Below are 25,931 nucleotides of genomic sequence, written 5' to 3'. Positions count from 1 at the left end.
GCTGGGGTCAGACCGCGGCCCCGGCCCGTGACAGGCGCAGCAGGTAGGCGCCGGAGGCGGCGGCCAGCAGAGCCATGCAGGCGGCGAACACCAGGCCGGCGTGGGCCAGGCCGAGCGGCCCGGTGAGCAGCCCGACGCCGATCACCGGGATCGAGATGCCGAAGTAGCCGACCACGAAGAGGGCCGAGAGCGCCCCGCCGCGGTGCTCCGCCGGGCTCGCGGCGGCGACCTCGCCCACCGCGCCGCGCAGCCCCATGCCCTGCCCGACGCCGCCCACCAGCGCGGCCGACACCAGCAGCGCCAGGACGGCCCACGCCAGCGAACCCGCCAGCAGCGCCAGACCGGCGATCAGCACCAGGCAGCCCAGCGGCACGGCCCGTGCGGTGCCCAGTCGGGGGACGAGCAGCTGACCGAGGGTCGAGGCCAGGAAGGCGGACGAGACGATCAGGCCGACCAGTGCGCGGTTGTGCACGTCCAGCCCCTCGGCGAGGAAGGCCGGGGCGACGGAGGTGAACAGCCCCAGCAGGGAGAACCCGGCGAAGGCCGCGATCCCGGCCGCCAGGAAAACCCGCCGCACCTCCGGGGGCAGGCTGGGCCGGACCGGCCGGGCGGTGCGCAGCGGACGGGCGCCGACCACCGTCTCCGGCAGCCGCAGCAGCACGCCGAAGGCGGCGGCCAGCAGCACCAGGTGTGCTACGAAGGGCAGCACCAAGGGGTGCGGCGCGTACTGGGAGAGCAGCCCCGCCACCAGCGGGCCGCAGCCCAGGCCGCCCATGTTGGCGGCCGTCGCGACGAAGCCCGCGCGCCCCCGGCGCCCCGGCGGTGCCAGCTCCAGCACGTACGCCGTGGCGGTGCCGGTGAACACCCCCGCCGACAGCCCCGACAGCAGCCGCCCCAGGCAGAGCAGCAGCACGCTGTCCGCGGCCAGGAACACGACTGCGCTCAGGGCCGCGCTGACCAGTCCGCACAACAGCACGGGCCGGCGCCCGACGCTGTCGGACACGTTCCCGACCAGCAGCAGCACCCCGATCACCGCGAAGGCGTACACGGCGAACACCACCGTCACCGTCAGTTCGGAGAAGCCGATCCGCTCCTGGTAGAGCCCGTAGAGCGGGGTGGGCAGGGTGGTCCCGGTCATGCAGACCGCGAAGGCGAAGGCGGCGAGCAGGTAACCCGCCCCGCCGACGACGGGACCGGCAGTGCGATGATCAGTCACCAACCCACGATAGGCACCCGGACGGTACGGGCCCACGGCATGCGGGCGCACACTGGGCCGACCGGCCGTACGGCGTGGGTGCCGCTTCCGCTGCGGTCGCCTCCGGCGCCGCCGTTGACCCGCCGGCCCCGTGCGGGGCGGGCGACTGGTGTCGCGGTGAGGCGAGGGAGTGCTCAGAGCTTGTCGGCCGCGCGGACCCGGTGGAGGTGGATCAGCACGTCGTAGCTGCCGCCGAGGGCGAGGGTGGGCAGCGGGGTGCTGGTGAAGGTCGTGCCGGCGTCGTAGGTGGGGCGGGCGGTGTCGAGCCAGGTGCGGGCGGCGGGCGGGGCCTGGCGCAGGTCGAGGTAGTAGTCGCGGGGGCGGACCCGGTCGAGGAGGTACTCGTTCATGCCGAGGGTGGCCGGCGGCACGGTGGTGCTGCGCCAGTCGTCGGCGAAGGCGTCGGCCTCGGTGAGGAAGGAGCCGCTGCCGAAGGTGAAGCCGATGCCGACGTAGCCGGCGCCGAGCGCCTCGCGCAGGTGGGCGCCCTGCGGCGTGGGGTAGAGGACCGGGTCGCCGGACCGGTAACCGACGTGGCCGTTGTGCGCCGAGAGCAGCACCTTGCCGCCGTGGCGGCGCTGCCACCACAGGGTGTTGTCGGCCATCGCCCGGTCGCGGAGCACCTGGGCGGCGACGACGGAGGTGCTGTCGTCGACCTGCATGATGGTGAAGGCGAAGGTCCGGGCGATGTTGCGGGCGTGCTGGACGGCCCACTCGTAGTCCGCGTCGCCGTCCCGGCCGGCGGCGGTGACCAGGTCCAGCGCCTGCTGGGCCAGGTCCGCGTTGCGCCGTCGCTCGGGCAGCGGGGTGCGGCTGAGGTAGCCGATGGCGTCGGTGAACGGCCGCAGGGCGGCGTAGGACTGCTCGACGCTCGCCAGCGAGGCGGGGGCGGCCTTCCGCAGGTAGGCGGTGACCTCGGCGAAGGGCTGCTCGCCGATCGCGGGGAAGCCGAGGTCGGTGCCCACGAAGTGCACCGGGTGCTGCGGGCCGCTCCGGTTGTACGCCCGCATCCAGCTGATGAGGTCGGCGAACTCCCGCCGCTGCCAGGGCGATCCGGCCATCACCCGGCGCACCAGCGTACGGGCGTCGCCGTCGCCCTGGCCCTGCACGAACGCGTCGATCAGCAGGCCTGCCGACCAACTGGCCTCCAGGGCGAAGGTGGTGAAGCCCTTCTCCTCGACCAGGTAGCGGAACACCCGGTGCTTCATGGTGAAGAACTCGTGCGAGCCGTGGGTGGCCTCGCCCAGGCCGACCACCCGGGCGTCGCCGATCATCGCGCCCAGCGCCCGCAGCCCGGCGGCCGGGGCGTCGGGCTCGGTGGAGCGCAACGGGTGGGCGATCCGGTCGAGTTCGGCGGAGACCGCCGAGGTCTGCGGGACCGGCCGGGAGGCCGTCGGGCCGGCGGCTGCGGTGGTGGCCGCCGCAGCGGTAGCGGTGGTGGCCGTCGCCGGGATGAGCAGGGCGGCGGTCGCCGTCGCCGTGGTGGCGGTCAGCAGGGTCCGTCGGTCGATCGGGGTCCGGGTCACGGTCATGATGGCTACTCCACGGCTCGTCGGTTCAACTCGTCCGGCGGTGTGGGCCGGTGAGAGAATCCTCTGCCGAGGAGGGGGTGGGGCGCGCTGGGGAGGGCCGCCAGGTTCTCCGGGGGGCAGACCCCACCCGCCCAGGCCCCTTGGGGGCACCTGGACGGTTCCCCTGGGGCCACCTGGACGGACGGGCGGGCTGCTGGTAGGCGGGGGGGCGGGGGCGGCCCGCCCTGGTTCGGGTGCTCCGGGTGCGGGTGCGGGTGCGGGTGCGGGTGCTTCGGGTGCTTCGGGTGCGCCCGGTGCTCCGGGTCAGCCGAGCCGGTCGGCGCGGTGGGTGGGGCGGCCGTCCAGGAGGGTGAGCAGCACCGGGACCTCGGCCAGCTCGGTGGCGGGGGTGGCCAGGGGGTCGGCGGCGAGGACGGTGAGGTCGGCCCGGTGGCCGACCGCGATCCGGCCCGCGAGCTGTTCCTCGCCCGCCGCGAAGGCCGGGTTGACGGTCATCGCGCGCAGCGCCTCCAGGGCGGTGAGGGCCTGGCCGGGGTTGTGCGGGGGCTGGCCGAGGTCGCGGGTGGGGCGGCGGTGGCGGGCCCCCGCCATGACGCCCAGCGGGGGGTAGGGGGCGATCGGCCAGTCGGAGCCGAGGACGACGGTGGCGCCCGCGTCCCAGAGGTCGCGGCAGCGCCAGGCCCGGTCGGCGCGCTCCTCGCCCAGGCGGCGGGACCAGTTGTCGGTGTGGTCGGCGCGGGTGAAGTCGCAGCAGTGGGTGGGCTGCATGGAGGCGATCACGCCCAGCTCGGCGAAGCGGTGCAGCATCTCGTCCGGGACGGTCTCGATGTGTTCGATCCGGTGTCGGACGGGGATGGTGGTCGGGACGGTCGGCGTGGCGGTCGCGGTGGCCGTCGAGGTGGCCTGCTCGACGGAGTCGAGGGCGTGGCGGACGGCGGCGTCGCCGATGGCGTGGGTGGCCGTCGGCACGCCGGCGCGGTGCAGCTGCCCGATCACCTGGGTGTAGTGCGCCGGGTCGGGCCAGAAGGCGTGGGTGGACTCGCCGTGGCAGTCCGGGCGTTCCAGCCAGGCGGTGCCGTTGTCGATCGTGCCGTCCATGAACAGCTTGACGCCGTCCACCCGCCACAACTTTCCACTGCGGCCCTGGAGTTCGACCAGCGCGTCCAGCCCGTCCTGGTCCACGCCGGGCTGGCACCAGGGGGCGACCCGCAGGCGCAGCGGCAGGTCGCCCGCCTCGTCGAGCTCGGCGTAGAGGGCGAGGCTGTCGCCGCCCGCGTCCATCGCGTGGCCGCCGGTGAGGCCGTTCGCGGCCATGGCGCGCAGGGCGGCGGCCAGGCGCTCCCGGCGCTCGGCGCGGGTGGGTTGCGGGGCGGCGCGTTCGACCAGTTCGCAGGCCGCGTCCTCCAGCAGCAGGCCGGTGGGGCGGCCGGCGGCGTCGCAGACCACCTCGGCGGCCTGGGCGAAGGTGCGCGGACCGTCCACACCGGCCAGTTCCAGGGCGCGCGGGCTGGCGAGCATGGAGTGGGCGTCGAAGAGCTGGAGCAGTGCGGGGACGCCGTCGAGGACGGGGGCGAGGACGGCGGACCCGACCGGGCGGTCGCCGAAGGCGTTCGGGTCCAGGCCCCAGGCGTGCAGCCAGGCGCCCGGGGCGAGGCGCTCGACCTCGGCGGCGAGGGCAGCGCGGACGGACGGCAGGTCGGTGCAGCCGGAGAGGTCCAGGCTGTGGGTGAGTTCGGCGCCGGTGACCGGGTGGAGGTGGCCGTCGACCAGGCCGGGGGTGACCACGGCGCCCTTGAGGTCGATCACCGTCGTTGCGGCGTCGGCGAGTTCGCGGATCGTCTGGTCGTCGCCCAGCGCGGCGATCCGGCCGTCGACCACGGCGAGCGCGGTCTGCGGGAGGAAGCCGCCGGACGCGGGGTCGAGCAGTCGGGCGGAGAGGAGGACCAGGGAGGTTCGCACGTCGACTCCAGCGGTGGTGCGGGGTGGGGGAGGGGTGGAGCGTGGGAGGGGGAGGTGGGGTCAGGACTGCTCTTCGGTGCCGGATCCGGGCTCGGTGGTGGGGGATCCGGGTTCGGCGGTGGCGGGTTCCGGCTCGGTGGCGAGGGCCAGCGTGCCGTCCGCCAGGCCGAGTTCGCGTTCGGCGGTGGCGGCGGCCAGCCGGATGACGGCCGAGGGGTGGTTGCCCAGGCCGGTGTTGGCGTGGGAGGCGAGGCCGTCGATCACCACCAGGATGCGGATGGCCGTGAGGTCCGGGTCCTCGGTGCGGAACTCGCCCCGTTCGACGCCCGCCCGGACGGCGCCGGTGAGCCGACCCCGCCACAGCGACTCCTGGCCGAGTACGCGCTCGCGCAGGACGGGACGGTAGCGGCTGAGGTGGCGGGCGTTGAGCCAGAGGCGGCTCATGTCGTCGTACGCCGGGCCGGTGGTGCGGGCGAAGAAACGGGCGAGGTGGTTGAGCGAGGAGCCGTCCGGCGGGTCGGCGGGCAGCAGCGACTCCAGTTCGGCGGTGGCGGCGCTGCCGAAGGCCTCGGCGACCAAGTCCTCCACGGCCGGGAAGTAGTGGCTGATCAGGCCGGGTCTGACGTCGAGTTGCTCGGCGATCCGACGCAGGGTGATGCACTCCAGGCCCTCGGTGAGGGCGACGGTGGCTGCGGCCTCGACGATCTCCGCGCGGCGGTCGTCGGGGGACTTCCGGATCCGTTTGCGCTGAACGCTTGACGTCATGTGCCGGATGCTATTGAGTGTGCGACCAATAAGCAAGCAGGTGGGCACGACACCCCCACGGAGGGCCCCCAATGGCGTCCACGCTCCCGGACCACCCCCAGTCCGACTCCCCCACCGGACCACCGCTCCCCCAGTCCGCGCAGTCCGCGCAGTCCCCACAGGACCGGGCCGGGCGGGTCGAGGTCCACGGCATCGACCACATCCCCGAGACGGAACGGAGGGGTCGCGCCCGTGAACTCTTCGCGGTCTGGGCGGCGGCCAGCGTCAACTACCTCAACCTGGTGGTCGGCGGCGCCCTGGTGCTGAGCGGGCTCAGCCTCTGGGAGGCCTTCGCGGTGGTCGTGGTCGGCAACCTGTTCTGGCTGGGCACCGGACTGCTGGCCGTCTCCGGACCGGCCGCCGGCGCGCCCAGCGAGGTGATCACGCGGGCGTTGTACGGCGTCCGGGGCAACCGGGTGAACAACGCAGTCACCGGGTGGATGATCTCCGTCTGCTACTTCGCGCTGAACCTCGCGGCGGCCGCCGTCGCGGCGTTCTCCCTCGCCGAGCAGGTCGGGATCACCCCGAATACCCCGATAAAGATCGCCATCGTGATCGCGATCGTGGTGCTCACGCTGACCATCAGCGTGTACGGGCACGCCATGATCGTGCGGCTCTACCTGCCGATCACGCTGGTCCTCGCCGCCGCCTTCGCCGTCGTCGGATACGCGATCCTCCGGCATGCCGACTTCGGCTGGAGCCAGCCCCAGCCCCAGCCCCAGCCGCTCAGCGGCAGCGGGATGTGGGCGGCCGTCCTGGCCGGAGTCACCCTCATTGCCTCCGGGCCGCTCTCGTACACCACCAGCGCCGACTTCTCCCGCTACCTGCCGGCCGACACCTCCCCGCGTGCCGTGCTCGGCTGGACCGCCCTCGGCGGGTTCCTGCCCAGCGTCGTGGTCGGCGGCCTTGGCGTGGTCGGGGCAACCGCCGTCGACATGACCGACCCGCAGGCCGCGCTCCAGACGATCCTGCCCGGCTGGTTCAACCCGGTCTTCCTCCTCTCACTGGTCATCGGCACCGTCGCCGTCAACGCCCTCACTGCGTACAGCGCCGGCCTCGCCCTCCAGGCCGTGGGCATCCGCATCCGCCGCACGCTCAGCGTCCTGGTGGACGGCACGGTCGCGGTCGCGCTGACCCTCTACGCGCTGCTGGTCTCCAACTTCCTGGACACGGTCAGCAACGTGCTCCAACTGACCGTCGTCCTCCTCGGCCCCAGCACCGCCATCTACGCCGTGGACATCCTGCTGCGCCGCAACCGCTACGACGGGCGGGCGCTGACCGACGAGTCGCCCGGCAGCCCGTTCTGGTACCGCGCGGGCGTCAACCCGGCCGGTGCGCTTGCCCTGGTGGCGGGCGTGACGACCTCGGCCCTCTGCGTCGACACGCTCTACACCGGCCCGGTCGCGGCGCTGACCGGCGTCGACCTGGCCCTCCCGGTCGGGATCGCGGTCGCTGCCGTGGTCTACGCCCTGCTGATGCGGCGGGTGGTGTCGCGCGGGAAGGGCTGAGGCTCGGGGCAGTTGGCCCCGTCGGTCCGGCGGCGGGCCAACGGTGGCCGAGGGTGGGCAGCGCGCGGGAGGTCGGCCGGCCCGACGTCCCGCGTCGGCCCGCTCACCGGTCGTCCTCCACTTCCGGGTGGTCACGGTGGCGGCAGGGCAGTTCGCCTCGCTGGAAAAGGAGTTGGGTGGTGCCTCAGGGATCGACCGGGCGCCGGTCGGCCCGGCTCCATGCGAGGCGGGCCCGGAGCGGCTGCGGGTAGCGCAGCCACCGCAGCACACGTCGTCGTCGCGGAACGGTGCCACGTACTCGAGCGCGTAGGCCACGTCGCGCGGGAGGCGGGCGAAGGTGATCAGGCCCCGGTCGTCGACGACCTGGCCCAACCGCCCGGGCCGGATTCGCCGCGAATTCAGGTCAGGACCTCGCGGCCCTGCTCGTCGAGGCCGAGCGCGCGGCGGGCGTGTTCCTGACCGACGGCCTCCGGACGGCGGAGCAGGTTGTGAACCGCTGAGGTCCACGGGCCGACCGGCCGGCGCACCGTGTTGCGGATGCGCTTGACCCGAGCGAGGTCCGGTGTAGTCACCCGGCGGCTGGGGCGGGGGAACTGCCGTGGCGCAGGCGGTAGTCGTGCCCTCGCGTCGGCCGCAAGCGACCGCAGTCGGATCGCGGAGGCCGGGACGGTCGGCGGCGGGCGGAGGTGGTGCCGGGCGAACGGTTGTGCGCCCCAGGTGAGTTCCACTTCGGGGCCGCCCCTCCGCCCGGCCGTTCGCCGTTGGCTGTCGGCGATCTCGGTTAGGGTGCGGACCGGCTGCGCCTGGCCATTTCAGGGCCGGCGCGAGGGGAGGGGCGTCATGATCGACGTCATCGGTGACAGTTCGCGCGGGGCCGAGGAGCGGGGCGGTGAGGGCATCCAATGGTTGGCGGACGCCGATGGCGAGGTGGGCGGAGTGGTGTTCGCGCGCGGGATCCCGCCGGAGGAACTCGCCCGCCGGATGGGTGCCGACCCGGCTGCCGCCACCGGGCCGATCAGCGGGCGGGAGATCTGGGACCTGGACATCGAGGTCTACCGGCCCGGTGACGACGGCGACGGCGTGATCCGGGTCGGCGAGGCGGACGGCTGGTCCTTCGCGATCGAGTACGGGGACTCCACCGGCGGCGAACTGCTCACCGAGATAGCGCGCGAGGGCGTGGAGGTGGTGCACTTCCGGCCGATGCCGGAGCAGCCGCCCGCCCTGCTCGACTACGCCCGGGACGGCGCCGTGCTGTGCGGCTTCGGCCTGGGGCAGGAGCGGTGGCGCTGGGGCCGGCAGCCCGATCTGCTGGTGCCGGAGCTGATCGCCGCGAACGTCCTGGAAGCGGACGGCGTCACCTCCTGCACCCCTGGGCGTGCGCCCGCGGCCGGAGTCCGGCGGCGGACCCTCGGTGCGGTCGGGCGGCGCTTCGGGCTGTGCCTGCCCCGGGCCGTCCTGGGCGAGGTACGACTGCCGGCGTACGTGGTGCGTGGCAGGCCGGGGCTGGAACTGCACTGAGCCCGACGGCGGGGATGCGAGTAGGGGCGACGGCGGCGCGATGGGGACGGTGGGGGCGGTGGTGATGGCAGTCATAGCGGGGCTCCCTCCCGGGGCCCCACCGGCGGGGCCCCGATGACCGTCATCCTCGCCCGCCAGCAGGCGCCCGCACATGTGCCGATCGGGAGGTTCCGGCGAGCTCAACTCCCTTGCAGGGGTGCCGAATGGCCCACTCGCGGGTCGAGGCCGGTCCGGTCCGAGCCGGGCCGGACAGGACCGGTGCCCCCGCCCTCAGGCGGGGAGGTCCGCCGTGCGCACCCGAGTGGCGGCGCGGGACAGTCGGAGCGCGGCGATCGGGCTCGGGCAGAAGCCCAGGGCGCAGGCGAGGAGCAGGGCGCTGGGGGTGAGGCCCGTGGAGAACAGCGTGAACGCCACCGTGATCGCGGGCGTGAGCAGCAGTGGGGAGACCATGAGCACGGCGGCCTGCCGCTTCTCCCGGCGCGTCCACTGACGGGACCTGGTCACCCGGACGGCCGCGACGACGGCCGCGGCGAAGCCGAGCACGGGCCCGGCGAGCGGGACCAGCGAGACCGGCAGAGCGAGGACGGCCAGCGCGAGGGTGAGGTTGGTCCGGCGGGCCGACTCCGGGGCGGGCGGCGTCTGCCCCTCCTCGGCGAGGGCGGCCTCGGCGATCTGCCGGGGGGTGCCGAGCTGCGCCAGGACGGAGCGGACGGCGTCGTCGTCGAGCGGGACCTCGGTGAGCGAGACCTCGATGTGCTCGCGCAGGTCGGCCAGCAGCTCGCGGCGGCGCTCGGGCGGCAGTGTGGCGGTACCGCGGGCGACGGCGTCGAGGTGAGCGCGGACCAAGGGGTGGTCGACGGGGTTGTTCACGGGTGCTCTCCCGGGGCGAGGACGTGGTCGATGGTGGCGCGGAAGGCGGGCCAGAGCGCGGTGAACTCCGCCAGGGCGCTCCGCCCCGCCTCGGTGAGGGTGTAGTACCGGCGGGACGGGCCGCTGGCCGAGTCGCGCAGGAAGGTGTCGGCGAGCCCGGCGCGGCGCAGCCGGGACAGCAGCGGGTAGATGGTGCCCTGGCTGGTCGCCAGCATCGGGTGGCGGCCGAGCTCCTGGAGCAGCTCGACCCCGTAGCGCGGGCCGTCGCGCAGCAGGGCGAGGACGCAGTACTCCAGGACGCCCTTGCGCAGCTGGGTCGCGACCGGACCGTCGACCGCGCCGGGCTCGTCGCCGCCGTCGGTGCTTGCGATGCCAGGTACCATGCAATGCAAGATAGCAGGCGAAGCAAGGTACCGGCCAGGGGGCGCGCCCCGACGGCGGGGAGCGGCCGCCGGGAGGCAAAGCGACGCCGGTCGCGGGCGGACTACCCCTCCCGCCGCACCGGCCGCCAGCCGGCCAGGTGCTCGGCGAGGACGGCGCCCGGGTCCGCTGTGGTGTCCCGCAGCGCGACCATGGCCGCGGTGATCACGTCGCACAGCTCGCCCTGCAGCTCGGCCACGGTGTGGCTGACGCCCTTGCGCGGGTTGGCGCCGAGCACGCCGAGCAGGGCCTCGGCGACCTCCCCGGCCTCCTCCTGGATCTTCACCACCTGGAGGGGCAGTAACGGCAGTCCGCTGCCCGCCCGGTGCTCGGACAGGTGGCGGTGGATGTCGTCGACCACCGCCCACTCCGGCGTCCGCCCGACCGCCAGCCGCGCCTCCAGCTGCCGCAGGTACCCCTTGAGCGCAGGCGGCAGCTTCATCCGCTGGGCCTCGGTGAAGGGGACCAGCCGCAGTTCCCGGCCCTCCCCGAGGACCAGCTCCGCCGGGTCGACGTCGACCAGGGCGTGGAAGGCGCGGCGGCGCCGGCCCTCCGGGTCGGTGGCGGCCAGGACCGGGTGGAAGGGGAGCAGCCCGGGCACGTCCAGCCCGGTCTCCTCGCGCAGTTCGCGCACCGCCGTGCGGTACGGCGTCTCGCCGGGCTCGCGGTGGCCGCCGGGGACCACCCAGTGGTCGGGCCACGGGATGTCGGGCCTGTCGTCGCGCAGTTGGAGCAGGACCTCCTGCCGGCCGGTGGTGATGAAGACGTCCACGCTCTCGAAATCGCTGTCGGTGCTCAACGTGCCCTCCGTTTCGACGGTGCCCCGCGGTCCCCGCCGTGTCGCGGCGGCGGACTCCCGAACTGCCTGCGGCGTACCCGCGACGTACCCGCAGCGCACCCGACCCGGCCCCCGACCCCGGACGCGGCGCACCCAACCCCGCGCCCTCACCCGGTCGGCCGATGGCAGTCCGTCCGGCGCACGCCCTCCGTCCGGAGATTCCGACGGGCGTCGCCGCGCCCGGGCCCCTAGGGTCTGTGGTGCGCCGACGGTGCCGGGCGCCGGGGCGCGCACGCCTCCCCGACGCACCACGCGTACGCCAGGCGTACGCCGTCCTGCCACGCGCCGGTGCACCCGGCAGTACCGCCCGGCCAACCCGAGAGGTGGACCGCCCCATGCCCTCCGTCGTCCGCGGCGCCGCCGCGCTCGGCCTGGCCGCGCTGCTGCTCGCCCCCGTCTCCGGTTGCCAGGGCGGCAGCCCGTCCGCCGCCGAGCCCGCGCCCACCTCCCCGGTCAGCGGTGCGAGCGCCGGCGGCCTGGCCGCCCAGCGGCTGGACTGGCGGGCCTGCCCGGCCCCGAGCGCCGCGCAGGGCGGCGGCACCGCGCCCCCGAGCGACTGGGAGTGCACCACCCTCAAGGCCCCGCTGGACCATGCCAAGCCCGACGGGGGGACCATCGACCTGGCGCTGATCCGCACCAAGGCCAAGGACGAACAGCACCGGCTCGGCTCGCTGCTGTTCAACTTCGGCGGCCCCGGCGCCTCCGGGGTGGCCACCCTGCCCGCCCTGGCCGCCGCCTACGCCTCCCTCAACACCCGCTACGACCTGGTGAGTTTCGACCCGCGCGGGGTCGGTGACAGCGCCGGGGTGAAGTGCCTGGACGACCGGGCGATGGACGCCAACGCCGCCGTCGACAGCACTCCGGACACCCCCGCCGAGGTCAAGGCGCTGGACGAGAGCAACGCCCAGTTCGCCGCCGCCTGCGAGCACAATTCCGGCCCGGTGCTGCCCTACGTGGACACCGAGAGCGCGGCCCGGGACCTCGACCTGATGCGCCAGGTGCTCGGTGACCAGAAGCTCTCCTACTTCGGCATCAGCTACGGCACCGAGCTCGGCGGTGTCTACGCGCACCTGTTCCCGCAGGAGGTCGGCCGGGTCGTGCTGGACTCGGTGGTCGACCCGACGAAGGACCCGGAGCAGAGCGCGCTCGGCCAGGCCCAGGGCTTCCAGCTCGCCCTCGACGACTTCATGAAGGCCTGTGCCACCCAGGAGGCGGCCGCCTGCCCGACCGGCGGCGGCGGTGCCGAGGGCACCGCGCGGATCACCGACCTGCTGCAGAAGCTCGCCCAGTCGCCGCTGCCCACCAGCAGCGGCCGGAAGCTGACCGAGGGCCTGGCCGTCACCGGCATCGCCGGCGCCCTGTACAGCCAGCAGACCTGGCCCGCGCTGGCCTCCGGGCTCACCGAGGCGATGCAGGCGGGCACCGGCGACACCCTCCTCCAGCTCGCCGACTCGCTGAACGGACGCGACCCGCAGGGCCACTACAACAACCTCAACGCGGCCAACCGGGCGATCAGTTGCGTGGACGCGCGGCAGCGCTACTCCGACCAGGACGTGGCACAGCAGCTGCCGCAGTTCCGCGCCGCCTCCCCGGTCTTCGGCGCCTTCACCGCCTGGGGCCTCACCGGCTGCACGGGCTGGCCCGTCCCGGGCAAGGCCGACCACCCGGAGGTCGCCGCCCCCGGCGCCGCCCCGATCCTGGTGGTCGGCACCACCGGGGATCCGGCCACCCCGGTCGAGGGCGCCCGGACCATGGCCCAGCAGCTGGGCGCGGGCGTCGGCGTCACCGTCACGCTCAAGGGCGAGGGCCACGGTGGCTACAACACCGGAAACCCGTGCTTGAAGAAGACTGTCGACGCCTACCTGCTGGACGGTACGGTGCCTGCGGACGGGACCACCTGCAGCTGAGAAGTGGCCCACTGCGGCAGTATTCGATTGGTCCTGCGGAATGGTCCAATCGGCCCCTAGGATCATCCGTGTGAACACGCGAGCGAACGAGAACACCCCCAAGGTCGACTTCTACTTCGACCCCGTCTGCCCCTTCGCCTGGATCACCTCGCGGTGGATCCTGGAGGTCGCCCGTCAGCGCGAACTCGACCTCACCTTCCGGGTGATGAGCCTGTCCGTGCTCAACGAGGGCCGTACCGACCTGCCGGAGCGCTATCAGCGCCTGATGACCACCGGCTGGGGCCCGGTCCGGGTCTGCATCGCCGCCGCCGAACAGCACGGCGAGCACGTGCTGCGCGACCTGTACACCGAGCTCGGCACCCGCTTCCACGACCAGGACCGGGAGGTCGACGACACTGTCATCCGCGAGGCCCTGGTCGCCGCCGGGCTGCCCGAGGAGCTCGCCGAGGCGGCCAACAGCACCGCGTACGACATCGCGCTGCGCAAGAGCCACCACGAGGGCATGGACCCGGTCGGCGAGGAGGTCGGCACCCCGACCATCCACGTGGACGGCACGGCCTTCTTCGGCCCGGTGCTGACCGCGATCCCGCGCGGCGAGGACGCGCTGCGGGTCTTCGAGGGCGTCCGGCTGCTGGCCGGCTACCCGAAGTTCTTCGAGCTCAAGCGGACCAGGACGGGGTCGCTCGACTTCTCCTGAACGGCCCCGGCCTCTCCTGGCCGGCCCCGGCTTCTCCTGATCGGCCCCCGACCTCTCCTGGCCGCCCCCGCCGCCCCCGCCGCCCCCGCCGCCCCCGCCGCCCCGCCGGTACCGGCTCGGGCTCCCGTCCGGGGCCGCAGGGGTCGACCATGGAGGGGTGGGCGCCGAGCCGGGCCCGGCTGGGCCCGGCGGCGTCCGAGAGGCGGTGAGCGTGGATGATCCTCCGAATGCGCCCGGGTGCCGCCCGCCACGCCGCGACCCCGCCCGGCGGCGGCAAGGGCCCGGGCCCCGGCGGCTGGGGCGGCCCCGGCCGCGGACCGGGGCAGGGCCCCGGCGGCACCCCGCCCAAGCCGCCGCCGCCCGCGCTGCGCCGCTGGCTGCTGCCGGTCGCCGTGCTGCTGACCCTGCTGCTCCTGGTGCTGCTCGCCAAGCCCGCCGCGACCGGCCCCCGCTACGGCTACACCGACCTGCTCAACCGGGTCGACACCGGCCAGGTACAGACCGTGAACGTCAGCGACACCGGCGGCGTGTCCGGCACCCTCAAGGACGGCACCCGGTTCACCAGCCAGATCCCCACCGCCCTGGACACCTCCCAGCTCAGCAAGGCGCTCTCCGACCAGCACGTGAACGTCACCGGCAGCCGGTCCGGCGGCAGCTCGATCTGGTCGACCCTGCTGCTGTTCCTGCCGCTGCTGCTCTTCGGCGGGCTGTTCCTCTGGTCCGGACGGATGGCCGCGCGCTCGCTCGGCGGCGGCCTCAGCGCCATCGGCCGCTCCCGGGCGAAGATCATCGAGGCCGAGCGGCCCGCCACCGGCTTCGCCGACGTCGCCGGGTACGAGGGGGTGAAGCAGGAGGTCAGCGAGGTGGTCGACTACCTGCGCAGCCCCGAGCGCTACGCCGCCGCCGGGGCCAAGGGGCCGCGCGGAGTGATCATGGTCGGCCCGCCGGGCACCGGCAAGACGCTGCTCGCCCGGGCGGTCGCCGGCGAGGCCTCGGTGCCCTTCCTGTCCGTCACCGGCTCCGGCTTCGTCGAGATGTTCGTCGGCGTCGGCGCCTCCCGGGTCCGCGACCTGTTCGACGAGGCCCGCAAGCGGGCGCCGTCCATCGTCTTCATCGACGAGATCGACGCGGTCGGCGGGCGCCGCGCGGGCGGCACCCGGGTCGGCGGCAACGACGAACGCGAGCAGACCCTCAACCAGCTGCTCTCCGAGATGGACGGCTTCGACCAGAGCACCGGCATCGTCGTCATCGCCGCCACCAACCGGCCGGACGCCCTCGACCCCGCCCTGCTGCGCCCCGGCCGCTTCGACCGGCAGGTCGTCGTACCGCTGCCCAACCAGGCCGAGCGGGCGGCCATCCTGGCCGTGCACACCCGCGGCAAGACCCTCGCCCCGGACGCCGACCTGGACCGGATCGCCCGCGGCACCCCGGGCTTCTCCGGCGCCGACCTCGCCAACCTGGTCAACGAGGCCGCCATCAACGCCGTGCGTGCCGACCGGTCCACCCTCACCGCCGCCGACCTCGACGAGGCCCGCGACCGGGTGCTGCTCGGCCGCCGGGAGTCCTCCAACGCGCTGCTGCCCGAGGAGCGGCACTCCGTCGCCGTCCACGAGTCCGGGCACGCGCTGATGGCCGCGCTGTGCGAGCACGCCGACCCGGTCGCCAAGGTGACCATCCTCCCGGCCGGGGTCGCCCTCGGCGCCACCGAGCAACTCCCCGAGGCGGAACGGCACCTGTACAGCGAGAGCTACCTGAACGACCTGCTCGCCGTGCAGCTCGGCGGCCGCGCCGCCGAACTGGTGGTCTTCGGCGAGGGCTCCACCGGCGCCGCCAACGACCTCGCCAACGCCACCTCGGTGGCCACCCGGATGGTCCGCGAGTTCGGCCTCTCCCCGGACCTCGGCCCGGTCGGCTACTCCAGCGGCTCCCCGCAGTACCTCGGCGACCACCCCGACGACCTGCTGCGCCGCCCGTACTCCGAGCAGACCCAGCACGCGGTGGACGAGGCGGTGGCCGGGCTGCTGCGCGGCGCCGAGCGGCGGGCCCTCGGACTGCTGCGCGAACACCGGCACCACCTGGACGAGTTGGCGGCGCTGCTGGTCGCCCAGGAGACGGTGGACGGCAAGCTGGTGCTCGACATCCTGCGGCATCCGGCGCCCGGGACGGACGTGAGTGGGGGCGCCGGGACGGCACCCTGAGGCGGGGGGCGGCGCGGCCGGGGTGGATGATGGCGGGGTACCGACCCGAAGGAGCCCGACCATGACCGAAACCCTGCCCGCGGACGTCCAGCGCGAGATCGCCCTGGCCCTCGGAGTGGTGCCCGTCACCGACCCCGCGAAGGAGGCCGAGCGCCGGATCGCCTTCCTCGCCGACCAGCTGCGGGCCTCGGGCGCCCGCACCCTGGTGCTGGGGATCAGCGGCGGCGTGGACTCCACCACCACCGGGCGGCTCTGCCAGCTCGCCGTCGAGCGGCTGCGCGCCGAGGGGCACCAGGTGGCGTTCACCGCCATGCGGCTGCCGTACGGCGTCCAGGCGGACGAGGCGGACGCCCAGCGGGCCCTCGACTTCATCCGGGCCGACGAGGTGCTGACGGTCGACGTCAAGCCCGCGACCGACGCCGCCTTCGACGCCCTGCTGACGGCGGGCGTCAGCTTCCGCGACCACGCCCACGAGGACTTCGTGCGGGGCAACGTCAAGGCCCGCCAGCGGATGGTCGTCCAGTACGCGGTCGCGGGGGCGAGCGGCGGCCTGGTGGTCGGCACCGACCACGCGGCCGAGGCGGCCGTCGGCTTCTTCACCAAGTTCGGCGACGGCGCGGCCGACGTGATGCCGCTCTCCGGCCTGACGAAGCGTCAGGTCCGCGCGGTGGCGGCTCACTTGGGTGCGCCCGAGGAGCTGGTCGGCAAGGTCCCCACCGCGGACCTGGAGAACCTCGCCCCCGGCAAGCCCGACGAGGACGCCCTCGGCGTCGAGTACGGCGACCTGGACGACTTCCTGGAGGGCCGCCCGGTCAGCGAGCAGGTCTTCGACACCGTCCTCGGCCACTACCGCCGCACCGAGCACAAGCGCGCCCTGCCGGTCACCCCGGGCCAGGTGTGACCGAGCCGGATGCGCGGACGGGGCGCGCGGCCGGGGCGGTCCTCGGCGCGGCCGTGGGCGACGCCCTCGGCGCGCCGTACGAGTTCGGCCCGGCCGGCGCCCTGACCGCCCGCTTCCCGCTCGGCCGCGCGGAGCCGGTGGCGGGCGGCGGCTGGGAACGCGGCGAGGCCACCGACGACACCGGGGGCGTGTCTTGTGGATCAGGCCGGGCCCGCGACGCCAGGGCACGCACCTCGCCGCGTTGTCGTCGGTCGCCGATGCTCCGCATGGACTCCCTCCTCCGCCTTGCGATGCACGCACCCTGACGCCGCGGTCCGATCCGACCTGATCCACAAGACACGCCCCAAATGGCCGTCCTCGTCGCCGAATCCCTGCTCGAACAGGGCGAGTTGGACCTCCCGGACATCTTCGACCGGTTCCGCCGCTGGGCCGCCGCCGAGCCCAAGGACATCGGCATCCAGACCGAGTCCGTCCTCACCAGCGACTACGCCTGGGACCTCGCGGCCGCCGTCCACGCCGCCGTCGACCTCGGCGGCGACACCGACACCGTCGCGGCCGTCACCGGCGGCCTGGCCGGGGCCCGTTACGGGCTCGCGGCCATCCCGACCCGCTGGACCGAGCCGCTGCACGTGCCCCTGCCGGGCTCCGGCGGCCGGGTGCTGCGGGCGCCCGAGCTGATCGCGATGGCGGCGCGGCTGGCGGCCTGAGCCCCAGAACGTCGGACGGCCCCGGTGGGTGGCCGGCGCGGCGAACGGGGCCCGCCCAGGCTCTGCCCCCCTTGATCGTCCCCGTAGGCGGCTCGCTACCGTACCGGGGGAACGGATCGACGCCGAAGGGGGAGACGACATGGCGGACATGACGGTGCGTCCGGTGGCCCATGTGGTGGGTGGCCGGGAGGACGTGCGGGACGACGGGTGGGGCGGCGTCGCGGCGGTGATCCGGCTGGACGCCGGGCAGTTCACCGAGGAGGCGCTGTACGGGCTGGCGGACTTCTCGCACCTGGAGGTGGTCTACCGCTTCGACCGGGTCCCTGAGGAGAAGGTCGAGACCGGCGCCCGGCACCCGCGCGGCAACACCGACTGGCCGCTGGTGGGCATCTTCGCCCAGCGCGGGAAGAACCGGCCCAACCGGCTCGGGGTTTCGCGCTGCGAGCTGGTCCGGGTGGACGGACTGGACCTGCACGTCACCGGCCTGGACGCGGTGGACGGCACACCGGTGCTCGACATCAAGCCGTACCTGGCCGAGTTCGGCCCGCGCGGTGGGCTCCGGCAGCCCGCGTGGTCGACCGAGCTGATGCGCGCCTACTACGACGGGGAGGCCTGAGCGGTGACGGAGCGCCGGCAGCGGCTCGCGGTGGTGTCCGGCGGCGGGACGGGGATCGGGCGGGCGATCGCCGCCCGGCTGGCCGGGGACGGGTGCCGGGTGGTGGTCCTGGGGCGCCGGGCGGCCGTGCTGGAGGAGGCCCGGGCGGCGATCGAGCGCACGGCCGGGCCGGGGTCGGTGGTGCCGTTGGCGGGTGACCTGGCGGATCCGGCGGCGGTCGAGCGGGTGGCCGCCCGGATCGCCGAACTCGGCCCGGTGGACGTGCTGGTGAACAACGCGGGCGCGATCATCACCCCGCCCGAGGACGACGGTCTGGCCGCGCTGGCCGCCTCCTGGCGGCGGGACCTGGACACCAATCTGCTGACCGCCGTGCTGCTGACCACGGCGCTCCAGGGGGTGCTGCGCCGGCCCGGCGGCCGGCTGGTGGTGATCAGTTCGGCGGCCGCCCAGCGTGGTGGCGCGGGCCCGCACTCGGCCGGCTCGTACGCGGCCGCGAAAGCGGCGCTGCACGGCTGGGCGTTCGGCCTGGCGCGGCAGTTGGGGCCGGACGGGATCACGGTGAACGTGCTGGCGCCGGGCTACGTGGCGGACACCGAGATCTTCGGCGCGGACCGGAACGAGGAGTTCCACGCCCGGAAGGTCGCCGACACCCTGGTCGGCCGGGCCGGCACGCCCGAGGACGTGGCCGAGGCGGTCGCCTACATCGCCTCGCCGGCGGCCGGCTACCTCACCGGGCAGGTGATCGGGCTGAACGGGGGCGCGGTGCTGGGCAGATGAGCCGTTCATCGGACGTCTACCCCCACTGCCTACGGTGAGTCCCCGTACCGACCGGGCCCGACCACAGGAGTCTCCGCTGTCCAGGATCATCACCACAGCCCTGCCCGCGCACGGGCACGTCAGCCCGCTGCTGGCCATCTCCGCCGACCTCGCCGCGCGCGGCCACGAGGTGGTCTTCCTCGGCGGCTCGCGCTTCGCGGAGGCGGCCGGGCGGGCCGGGGTGCGCTTCGCCGCGCTGCCCGCCGAGGCCGACTGGGACGACCGCGACCTCGACGGGTCCTTCCCGGGCCGGGCGGAGCTGCCGCCCGGCCCGGAGCGGATCGCCTTCGACGTGCGGCACGTCTTCCTCGACCCGGTGCCGCACCAGTACCGCGCCCTGCTCGCGCTGCTGGCGCGGTTCCCGGCCGACGCCGTGGTCGCGGACGCCTTCGTCCAGGGCGTGCTGCCGCTGGCGCTGGCCCGCCCGAGGGCGGAGCGCCCGGCGCTGATCGGGGTCGGGATCACCCCGGCGATGCTGCCGAGCGCGGACACCGCGCCGTTCGGGCTGGCGCTGCCGCCGCTGCCGGGGGAGGAGGGCCGGATCCGCAACCGCTCCTTGCAGGAGGAGATGGACCGGCGCGGCGAGCCCTTGCAGCGGTACGCGGAGAAGGTGTTCGCGGAGGCGGGCGTCCAACTGCCGGCGGGGCCGCGCGGGCTGGCCCAGGTGACGGTGCCGGACGTGTACCTGCAGCTGACCGTGCCGGGCTTCGAGTACCCGCGCTCCGACGCGCCCGCCTCGTACCGCCTGATCGGCGCGCTGCCGGGGAACGTCGGCGAGGAGCAGCCGCTGCCCGGGTGGTGGGCGGAGGTCACCGGTGAGCGGCCGGTCGTGGTGGTGACCCAGGGGACGCTGGCCAACGGCGACCTGGGCGAGCTGGTCGCCCCGACGGTCCGCGCGCTGGCGGACCGGGACGTGCTGGTGGTGGCCGCCACCGCCCGCCCGGACGGGCCGCGGGCGCTGGCCGAACTGCTGGGCGGCCGGCTGCCGGAGAACGTCCGGGCCGCCGGGTACGTGCCGTTCGAGCGGCTGCTGCCGCACACCGACGTACTGGTGAGCAACGGCGGCTACGGCGGGGTGCAGACCGCGCTGCGGTACGGGGTGCCGGTCGTGGTGGCCGGCGCGAGCGAGGACAAGCCGGAGGTCGCGGCCCGGGTGCAGTGGGCCGGTGTCGGGCTGGACCTGCGCACCGGCCGCCCGGCCCCGGAGGCGGTCGGCCGGGCGGTGGAGCAGGTGCTCGCCGAGGGCCGGTTCCGCGCACGGGCCCGCGCGCTGGGCGCGGAGTTCGCGGCGTACCGGCCGTTCGACACCATCGCGGAGCTGGTCGGCTCGCTCTGAGCCGGACCGAACGGTTCCGGACCAAACGGTTCCGGCCCGGCACGGACCGAACGGTTCCGGACCGACGCGGACCGAACGGTTCCGGTCCGGGGAGGTCAGTCCCCGTCGGCGTCGGGCTCCGTGCTGGGCGTGGCGGCGGCCCCGCCCTTGCTGATGCCGAGCTTGGCCTCGGCCGTCGTCCAGTCGGTGGCGATCGCCTGCTGGGCGGCGGTCAGGGTGACCTGGCCCTTGCAGATCGCGGTGTGCAGGTGGGTCTCCACCGAGTCCTTGGGGTTGTTCGGGCCCTTGCCCGGGACGTGGCCGGGGGAGGGCGGCTGGATCCACAGGTTGCGCGGGTCGTTGGGGTCGCCGCCGAGCTGGAGGCTGATCAGGTGGTCGTACTCGGCGTCGCCCATCGGGCCGGTGTAGCCGTAGGACTTGGCGTTCTCGGCCTTCTCCTTGCCGGTGACGTTCACCGGCGGGCGGATGGTCGAGGTGTAGCCGCCCGGCTTGCAGATGGTGTCGTTGATGTTGCCCTGGTTGACCGCCGGGCTGATCGCGCCCGGGGTGCAGTTCGGGTCGGGCAGCGGCTGCTTGTCCGCCGTGTAGCGGTAGTGGCAGCTGCCCGCCGCGGGCTGCGGCTGGGCGTCGTAGGAGCTCTTCGGCCCGGGGCCGGTCACGATCGAGGCCGGGGCGGGGTGGGCGGCGTCGCCGGCGGCCGCCGGGGCGGAGCCGGGGGCGCTGCTGTGGGAGGAGGCCTTGCCGCCGGAGCTGTCCTTGGCGGTGTGGCCGCCGCCGGACGAGCAGCCTGCGGCGGCGGCGAGCAGGACGGCCGCGGCTATGGCGAGGGCGCCTCGGGCGGGTGCCGGCACGGAGTTCCTCCAGGTCGTTGCGGTGGCACGGGCGGCCGGTCGACGAAGGTGCCGGGGGCCGCGCCAGCGGACACTACCGTGTCGAGGGGGCCGAAGGGGTGACGCCACGTCCGGCGCGGGAGGACGGCGGCGGGCGCGCGGAATCGTTTTCGCACTCCTGACGCCTCGACGGGTGCGCCACGGCCTGGCCGGCACGGCCCCCGGCACCGTCCCCGGCACGGCATTCGGCCACGGCCCCCGGCGGCGGCGCCCGGAGGCGGTACCGGGACGGCACCGGGACCGGGACCGGTGGGAGCGTCAGACCGACCGCAGCGCCGTGATCCAGTCGCTGATCAGGTCCTCCAGCACGCCCAGCGGCAGGCTGCCGTGCCCGATCACCTCGTGGTGGAACTCACGTACGTCGAAGAGCCCGCCGAGCTCGGCCCGGGCCCGCTCGCGGTGCCGGACGATCTCCCGACGCCCGATCAGGTACGCGGTGGCCTGGCCCGGCCAGGCGATGTAGCGGTCGATCTCGTTGCGGACGTTGGCCTCCGGGGTGGCCGTGTTGTCCCGCAGGTAGTCCATCGCCCGCTGCCGGGACCAGCCGTAGTGGTGCAGCCCGGTGTCCACCACCAGGCGCACCGCGCGCAGCGCGTCCATCGACAGCATGCCGAAGCGGGACAGCTCCGAGCCGTACAGGCCCATCTCGTCGGCCAGCCGCTCGGTGTACAGGCCCCAGCCCTCGACGTGCGCGGTCAGCTGGCCGTTCGGCCGCTGCCGGAACTCCGGCAGGTGGTGCAGGGTGCGGGCGAGCGCGAGCTGGAGGTGGTGGCCGGGCACGCTCTCGTGGAAGGCGATCGCCTCGTACTCGTAGCTGAACCGGCTCCCCGGGTTCAGCGTGTTGATCCAGTGGGTGCCGGGCAGCCCGCCCGGGCCCGGCGGCTGGTAGTAGGCCAGCGGCGCGGTCTCCGCCTCCAGCGGGTCGATCTCCCGGGTCACGCAGTCGGCGATCGGGTACGGGCGGAACCAGTCGGTCGAGGCGCGCCGGGCCCGGTCCAGGGCGTCGTCCACCAGGGCGACGATCTCGGCCGCGCTGTTGAAGCGCAGCGAGCGGTCCTCGCGCAGCGCGGTCAGCACCTCGTCGGTGCCGCTGATGCCGAGCACCCGGGCGCCCAGCTCGCCGAACTCCTCGCGCAGCGCCGCCACCGTCTCCAGGCCGATCCGGTGCACCTCCTCCGGGCCGAGCCCCGGCCGGGTGAAGCGGGCGACGGCGTCCGCGTAGCCCTCGTCGCCGCCGGGCACGTAGCAGACTCCGGCTTCGGCGTCCGGGCGGGCGGCCGGTGCCAGCCGCTGGGCCAGCCCGGCCCGGTAGCGGGCGATGGCGGGGCGCACGCCCTCGCGGACGATGGCCCGGGCCCGCTCGAACTCCGGGCGGCCCTGGAGCGGGCGCAGCAGCTGGTCGGCGGTCGGGTCGGCGGCCAGGTAGCCGTCCAGCTGGGTGATCGCGGCGTCCACGCCGCTGCGCAACGGGTGGCGGCCCTCGGCGGCGGCGTCCAGGCTGCGGCGCAGGACACCGTCGAAGTAGCCGGGCAGGCCGGCCAGCCGCTCCAGATAGGCGTCGGTGCCCTCGTGGTCGACGGCGGTCATGGCGAGCGAGGCGAAGACCGTGTTGTGCGGGGCGACGATGGTCGCGGAGACGCTGAAATCGTCGAGGCCGTGGGTGATCCGGCCGTCGTTGTCGTCGATCAGCCGGGCGAGCACCCGGTGGGTGGTGCGGTCCTCGCCGGTGAGCCCGTCAAGCGGGATCGCCGCCAGCCGGGTGGCGAGGCCGCGGAGCACCTCGCGGTGGCGCAGGGCGGCCTCGCGGGACGGGTCGGGCACCCCGTGGGCGTAGCCCTCGGTGCCGGCGAGGGTGGCTTCGAAGGGGTCGTGGTCGTTCTCGGCGGTGAAGAACTCCTCCGCGAGGGCGGCCAGTTCGGTGTGGGAGGAGGGGGCGGCGCGGTGGGAGGTGTCGTTCGGCTGCTCGGTCATGGGGGCGCTCCCGGGTCCGGTGGGGGCAGTGCGACACGGGTTCCCTGGGGGCCCGATCGGGCCGATTATTCGGAGCGGCGACGGCGCGGTCAATACGCACCGGGGGGAGAGGAGTTCGGGCCGCCGACGGTGAACGCGCCGCCGCCGACGGCGTCTTCGGCGGGCCCGCAGGTACCGGGCGGGCGACCAAGGCAGCGGGCTCCGGGCTCCGGGCTCCGGGCTCCGGGCTCCGGGCTCCGGGCTCCGGGCACCGGGCTCCGGGCACGACGGTGCCGGCGTCCGTCCTCCCTGGACGAACGCCGGCACCGGTGGAGCGAGGGGGTCGGCGGCCGGCCCCCGAGGGGCTCAGTTGCCCTGGTTCTCCTTGGCGGCCTTCTCGGCGGCCTCCTTCTCGTGCTTCGCCTTGATCCGGGCGGTCTCCTTGCGGAGGTCCGCCTGGTTGGCGCGCTCGTGCTGGAGCCACAGCGGGTTCTCGGCCTTGATGGCGTCGACCTCGGCGGTGGTCAGCGCCTCGGTCACCCCGCCGCGGGCCAGGCCCGAGATGGAGATGCCGAGCTTGGCGGCGATCACCGGGCGCGGGTGCGGGCCGTTCTTGCGCAGCTCCTGGAGCCACTGCGGCGGCTCGGCCTGCAGCGCGTTGAGCTCCTCGCGGGAGACCACGCCCTCCTGGAAGTCGGTCGGCGCGGCTGCGAGGTAGATCCCCAGCTTCTTGGCCGCCGTGGCCGGCTTCATGGTCTGGCTGGTCTTCTGCTTGAGCGGTGTCATGGAACAAGGGTAAGGGAGCGTGCGGGCGCTTCCGGTCACGGTCGGTAGCCTTGCCCTGTGACAGACATGCAGGTGAACCCGCCGTTCCGGCTCGCGTACGTCCCGGGCGTGACCCCCGGCAAATGGGCCCGGGTCTGGGTCGAACGGCTTCCGGACGTGCCGCTCGACCTCGTCGCGGTGCCCTCCACCGACGGCGAGCGGGCCCTGCGCGAGGGCGCGGTGGACGCCGGACTGGTCCGGCTGCCGGTCGACAAGGACGTGCTGAGCGCGATCCCGCTGTACACCGAGACCACCGTGGTGGTCTTCCCCAAGGACCACTGGCTGGCCGCGGCCGAGGAGGTCGCCCTCGACGAGCTCGCCGACGAGGTGGTCTTCCACCCGCTGGACGACACCCTCGGCCTCACGGCCGGGACCCTGCCCGGGCGCCCGGCGATCGCCCGCCCGGACACCACGGCGGACGCGGTCGAGCTGGTGGCGGCCAACGTCGGCGTGCTGCTGGTGCCCCAGTCGCTGGCCCGGCTGCACCACCGGCGGGACCTCACCTACCGGACGGTGCCGGAGGCGCCGCAGTCGCAGGTCGCACTGGCCTGGCCGCAGGAGCGGACCACGGACCTGGTGGAGGAGTTCATCGGGATCGTCCGGGGGCGCACCGTCAACAGCTCGCGCGGCCGCGGGGCCGGACAGCCGGCCGAGGCCGAGCCGAAGAGCCAGCCGAAGAAGGCGGCGGCGCCGCGCAAGCCGCAGCAGCAGAAGGCCGGCGGCCAGAAGGCGGGTGCGCAGAAGGCGGGTGCCCAGAAGACGGGTGCGCAGAAGGCGGGCGGCCAGCGGACCGGCGCGCAGAAGGGCCGGGGCGGCCCGGCCGCGGCCCGGCGCGGGAAGCCGAAGCGGCGCTCCTGACGGCCGCCGGGGAGTAGCGTCGGCCCCGTTTCCGGACGGTCGCTCCGGAGCGTCCTGGTGGGAGGAGCGGGGCCGTGTGGCATGACCTGGTGGTCGTCCAGATTCCGATCGTGGAGAAGATCCTCCGGACGATCGCCGTCTACGTGCTGATCCTGGTGCTCTTCCGGCTGGCCGGGAAGCGCGGGCTGGCGGGGCTGAACACCTTCGACATCGTGGTCGTGTTCCTGCTCTCCAACGTGGTGCAGAACGCGATCATCGGCAACGACAACAGCCTGCTGGGCGGTGCGATCGGCGCCGTCACCCTGATCGCGGTGAACGCCGGGGTCACCCGCTGGCTGGCCCGGGACCCGCGGGCCGCGCGGATCCTGGAGGGGGTTCCCACCACGGTGGTCCGTGACGGCAGGCTGGTGCCCGGCGCGCTGCGCGAGCTGGCGCTGCGCCCGTCCGAGCTGGAGCACGCGATCCGGGTGCAGAACGGTGACAACGTGAGCGATGTGGCGCGGGCCCGGCTGGAACCGGACGGGCAGCTGCTGGTCACCCTCCGGGAGGCCGAGCGGAGTGCCACCAAGGGCGACGTCGACGAGCTGCGGGAGCGGCTGGCGGCGATCGAGCGGCTGCTGGCCACGCTCGCCGAGGAGCGCCGCCCGCCGCGCTGAACGCCCGCGTCGTTGAACGCCCGCGTCCCGACGGCCCCGCCGCGCGCCACCCGCCGGTCCCGCCCGGGGCGGTCAGCCGCCGGTACGGGCGGCGGCGGCCGGGGCGGCGGCGCGGCGCCGGCCGCGGGCGGTGGCGGCGGCCAGGGCGAAGCCGAGGGCGGCGGCGAGGAGGTGGCCGACGGTGGTGAACTCGGGCAGCGGGCCGGGCCACTCCTCGTCGCCGGTGAGCGGCCAGGCGAGCACGAAGGCGGCCCAGGGCAGTCGGGCCCAGCGGGGCAGGGCGAGGGTGGCGAAGGCGAGGGCGCCCTGGGCGCCGTAGCTGATGCCGTAGTCGGAGGCCGCCCGGACGCTCTCCGGGTACCAGCCCTGGTGCAGGGCGAGCAGGATCACCAGGGCGGTGATCAGGGTGGCTCCGACGTGCCCGGCCAGGAAGACGGCGGCGGCGCGGGGCGTGCCGAAGCGGCGTTCGGCCCAGGCCAGGCCGACGACGATGCCGAGGCCGAGGGTGATCAGGGTGCCGCCGAAGCCGGTGGAGGTGATGTCGGTGAGCGTGCCGTCGTACAGCAGGGCGCTGCCGACCAGGGCACGGAGCGGGTGGTCGTGCAGGTTGTCCAGGTTGGTGCTGATGTAGTTGCGCAGGTCGTCGGCCTGTTCCTCGGTCAGCCCGTACTCGACCCAGGCGTGCCCGAGGAGCAGCAGCCCGACGTAGACGAGGGTCAGCGGCGAGCGCCGCGGGTACGTGCGGACGACGCGCAGCAGCGTGCTGAGGAGCCCCAACGGGGGTCGAGCGTTCATGTTCTGATGGTGTCCCGGTCGAGCGGCTGGTCCGGCCGGTCCGGATGCGGCCGGCCACCTCGGGACAGTACCGAA

At 74.7% G+C, this 25,931-nt stretch carries 24 protein-coding genes and 1 pseudogene; 13 read left to right on the top strand and 12 right to left on the bottom strand.

Features of this window, described 5'->3' with window-relative positions; all coding sequences use genetic code 11:
* Positions 1 to 7: 7 nt before the first annotated feature.
* The 4 genes from AB0F71_RS16750 to AB0F71_RS16735 form a co-directional block, all read right to left on the bottom strand.
* Positions 8 to 1,168 (bottom strand): MFS transporter, encoded by a 1,161-nt coding sequence (locus tag AB0F71_RS16750; RefSeq protein WP_360234076.1) that lies wholly within the window; start codon positions 1,166 to 1,168, stop codon positions 8 to 10.
* A 221-nt stretch (positions 1,169 to 1,389) separates the two neighbouring features.
* Positions 1,390 to 2,787 carry an erythromycin esterase family protein gene (locus AB0F71_RS16745; RefSeq protein WP_360234030.1) on the bottom strand — a complete coding sequence of 466 codons (1,398 nt, stop codon included), beginning with the start codon at positions 2,785 to 2,787 and terminating at the stop codon, positions 1,390 to 1,392.
* A gap of 303 nt (positions 2,788 to 3,090) precedes the next feature.
* Entirely contained in the window at positions 3,091 to 4,746 is a 1,656-nt protein-coding gene (locus AB0F71_RS16740; protein WP_360234027.1) for an amidohydrolase, read from the bottom strand.
* Between the two features lie 60 nt (positions 4,747 to 4,806).
* Positions 4,807 to 5,511, bottom strand: coding sequence for a TetR family transcriptional regulator C-terminal domain-containing protein (locus AB0F71_RS16735; protein ID WP_360234024.1), 705 nt, complete (start codon positions 5,509 to 5,511; stop codon positions 4,807 to 4,809).
* 71 nt (positions 5,512 to 5,582) lie between these two features.
* Here AB0F71_RS16735 and AB0F71_RS16730 point away from each other — a divergent pair, with 71 nt between their 5' ends.
* The gene (locus AB0F71_RS16730; RefSeq protein WP_360234021.1) at positions 5,583 to 7,058 is read left to right on the top strand and encodes a cytosine permease; all 1,476 of its coding nucleotides are present in this window, start codon (positions 5,583 to 5,585) and stop codon (positions 7,056 to 7,058) included.
* A 398-nt stretch (positions 7,059 to 7,456) separates the two neighbouring features.
* Here the strand turns inward: AB0F71_RS16730 and AB0F71_RS16725 are convergent, their stop codons facing one another.
* A complete protein-coding gene (locus AB0F71_RS16725) occupies positions 7,457 to 7,630 on the bottom strand; it encodes a hypothetical protein (RefSeq protein ID WP_360234018.1) in 174 nt (57 codons plus the stop codon).
* A 268-nt stretch (positions 7,631 to 7,898) separates the two neighbouring features.
* Here AB0F71_RS16725 and AB0F71_RS16720 point away from each other — a divergent pair, with 268 nt between their 5' ends.
* The gene (locus AB0F71_RS16720) at positions 7,899 to 8,576 is read left to right on the top strand and encodes a DUF6461 domain-containing protein (RefSeq protein ID WP_360234015.1); all 678 of its coding nucleotides are present in this window, start codon (positions 7,899 to 7,901) and stop codon (positions 8,574 to 8,576) included.
* 270 nt (positions 8,577 to 8,846) lie between these two features.
* Here the strand turns inward: AB0F71_RS16720 and AB0F71_RS16715 are convergent, their stop codons facing one another.
* From AB0F71_RS16715 to AB0F71_RS16705, 3 genes are all read right to left on the bottom strand, one after another.
* A complete protein-coding gene (locus AB0F71_RS16715; protein WP_360234012.1) occupies positions 8,847 to 9,446 on the bottom strand; it encodes a hypothetical protein in 600 nt (199 codons plus the stop codon).
* The gene (locus tag AB0F71_RS16710; RefSeq protein ID WP_360234009.1) at positions 9,443 to 9,829 is read right to left on the bottom strand and encodes a PadR family transcriptional regulator; all 387 of its coding nucleotides are present in this window, start codon (positions 9,827 to 9,829) and stop codon (positions 9,443 to 9,445) included. Before AB0F71_RS16710 ends, AB0F71_RS16715 begins: the two co-directional genes overlap by 4 nt.
* A 101-nt stretch (positions 9,830 to 9,930) precedes the next feature.
* The gene (locus AB0F71_RS16705) at positions 9,931 to 10,665 is read right to left on the bottom strand and encodes an NUDIX domain-containing protein (RefSeq protein WP_360234006.1); all 735 of its coding nucleotides are present in this window, start codon (positions 10,663 to 10,665) and stop codon (positions 9,931 to 9,933) included.
* A gap of 374 nt (positions 10,666 to 11,039) precedes the next feature.
* Between AB0F71_RS16705 and AB0F71_RS16700 the strand changes: the two genes are divergently transcribed.
* The 9 genes and pseudogenes from AB0F71_RS16700 to AB0F71_RS16660 all read left to right on the top strand — a co-directional run bounded on the left by AB0F71_RS16700 (position 11,040) and on the right by AB0F71_RS16660 (position 19,882).
* Positions 11,040 to 12,611, top strand: coding sequence for an alpha/beta hydrolase (locus tag AB0F71_RS16700; RefSeq protein WP_360234003.1), 1,572 nt, complete (start codon positions 11,040 to 11,042; stop codon positions 12,609 to 12,611).
* A 40-nt stretch (positions 12,612 to 12,651) separates the two neighbouring features.
* A complete protein-coding gene (locus AB0F71_RS16695; RefSeq protein ID WP_360234000.1) occupies positions 12,652 to 13,308 on the top strand; it encodes a DsbA family protein in 657 nt (218 codons plus the stop codon).
* 215 nt (positions 13,309 to 13,523) lie between these two features.
* A complete protein-coding gene (gene ftsH, locus AB0F71_RS16690) occupies positions 13,524 to 15,506 on the top strand; it encodes an ATP-dependent zinc metalloprotease FtsH (protein WP_360233997.1) in 1,983 nt (660 codons plus the stop codon).
* Positions 15,507 to 15,567: 61 nt separating this feature from the next.
* Positions 15,568 to 16,407: an ammonia-dependent NAD(+) synthetase gene (gene nadE / locus AB0F71_RS16685; RefSeq protein WP_360233994.1), complete on the top strand. Its 840-nt coding sequence runs from the start codon at positions 15,568 to 15,570 to the stop codon at positions 16,405 to 16,407.
* Positions 16,404 to 16,589, top strand: a pseudogene (locus AB0F71_RS16680) (ADP-ribosylglycohydrolase family protein); the annotation flags it as partial. The gene nadE and the pseudogene AB0F71_RS16680, both read left to right, overlap by 4 nt.
* Before the next feature lie 165 nt (positions 16,590 to 16,754).
* Positions 16,755 to 17,114 (top strand): ADP-ribosylglycohydrolase family protein, encoded by a 360-nt coding sequence (locus tag AB0F71_RS16675; RefSeq protein WP_360233991.1) that lies wholly within the window; start codon positions 16,755 to 16,757, stop codon positions 17,112 to 17,114.
* A gap of 139 nt (positions 17,115 to 17,253) precedes the next feature.
* On the top strand, positions 17,254 to 17,730 hold the full coding sequence (locus AB0F71_RS16670; RefSeq protein WP_360233988.1) for an SAM-dependent methyltransferase: 477 nt from the start codon (positions 17,254 to 17,256) through the stop codon (positions 17,728 to 17,730).
* Positions 17,731 to 17,733: 3 nt separating this feature from the next.
* A complete protein-coding gene (locus tag AB0F71_RS16665; RefSeq protein WP_360233985.1) occupies positions 17,734 to 18,507 on the top strand; it encodes an SDR family oxidoreductase in 774 nt (257 codons plus the stop codon).
* Between the two features lie 34 nt (positions 18,508 to 18,541).
* Positions 18,542 to 19,882: a nucleotide disphospho-sugar-binding domain-containing protein gene (locus AB0F71_RS16660; protein WP_360233982.1), complete on the top strand. Its 1,341-nt coding sequence runs from the start codon at positions 18,542 to 18,544 to the stop codon at positions 19,880 to 19,882.
* Positions 19,883 to 19,977: 95 nt separating this feature from the next.
* On the opposite strand, the gene AB0F71_RS16655 is transcribed toward AB0F71_RS16660, so the two are convergent.
* From AB0F71_RS16655 to AB0F71_RS16645, 3 genes are all read right to left on the bottom strand, one after another.
* Complete coding sequence (locus AB0F71_RS16655) at positions 19,978 to 20,733, bottom strand: hypothetical protein (RefSeq protein ID WP_360233979.1); 756 nt, start codon at positions 20,731 to 20,733, stop codon at positions 19,978 to 19,980.
* 297 nt (positions 20,734 to 21,030) lie between these two features.
* Entirely contained in the window at positions 21,031 to 22,743 is a 1,713-nt protein-coding gene (locus tag AB0F71_RS16650; RefSeq protein WP_360233976.1) for a DUF885 domain-containing protein, read from the bottom strand.
* Between the two features lie 345 nt (positions 22,744 to 23,088).
* Entirely contained in the window at positions 23,089 to 23,508 is a 420-nt protein-coding gene (locus tag AB0F71_RS16645) for a DUF5997 family protein (RefSeq protein WP_360233973.1), read from the bottom strand.
* A gap of 66 nt (positions 23,509 to 23,574) precedes the next feature.
* Between AB0F71_RS16645 and AB0F71_RS16640 the strand changes: the two genes are divergently transcribed.
* Together AB0F71_RS16640 and AB0F71_RS16635 are read left to right on the top strand one after the other, a co-directional pair.
* Positions 23,575 to 24,405, top strand: coding sequence for a LysR substrate-binding domain-containing protein (locus tag AB0F71_RS16640; protein ID WP_360234073.1), 831 nt, complete (start codon positions 23,575 to 23,577; stop codon positions 24,403 to 24,405).
* 74 nt (positions 24,406 to 24,479) lie between these two features.
* The gene (locus tag AB0F71_RS16635) at positions 24,480 to 25,061 is read left to right on the top strand and encodes a YetF domain-containing protein (protein ID WP_360233970.1); all 582 of its coding nucleotides are present in this window, start codon (positions 24,480 to 24,482) and stop codon (positions 25,059 to 25,061) included.
* 72 nt (positions 25,062 to 25,133) lie between these two features.
* On the opposite strand, the gene AB0F71_RS16630 is transcribed toward AB0F71_RS16635, so the two are convergent.
* Positions 25,134 to 25,856, bottom strand: coding sequence for a rhomboid-like protein (locus AB0F71_RS16630; RefSeq protein ID WP_360233967.1), 723 nt, complete (start codon positions 25,854 to 25,856; stop codon positions 25,134 to 25,136).
* Positions 25,857 to 25,931: the final 75 nt, after the last annotated feature.

This window comes from Kitasatospora sp. NPDC028055, assembly GCF_040637885.1.
In the GTDB taxonomy this organism is placed as follows: domain Bacteria; phylum Actinomycetota; class Actinomycetes; order Streptomycetales; family Streptomycetaceae; genus Kitasatospora.
This window is presented reverse-complemented; position numbering and strand designations above follow the sequence as displayed.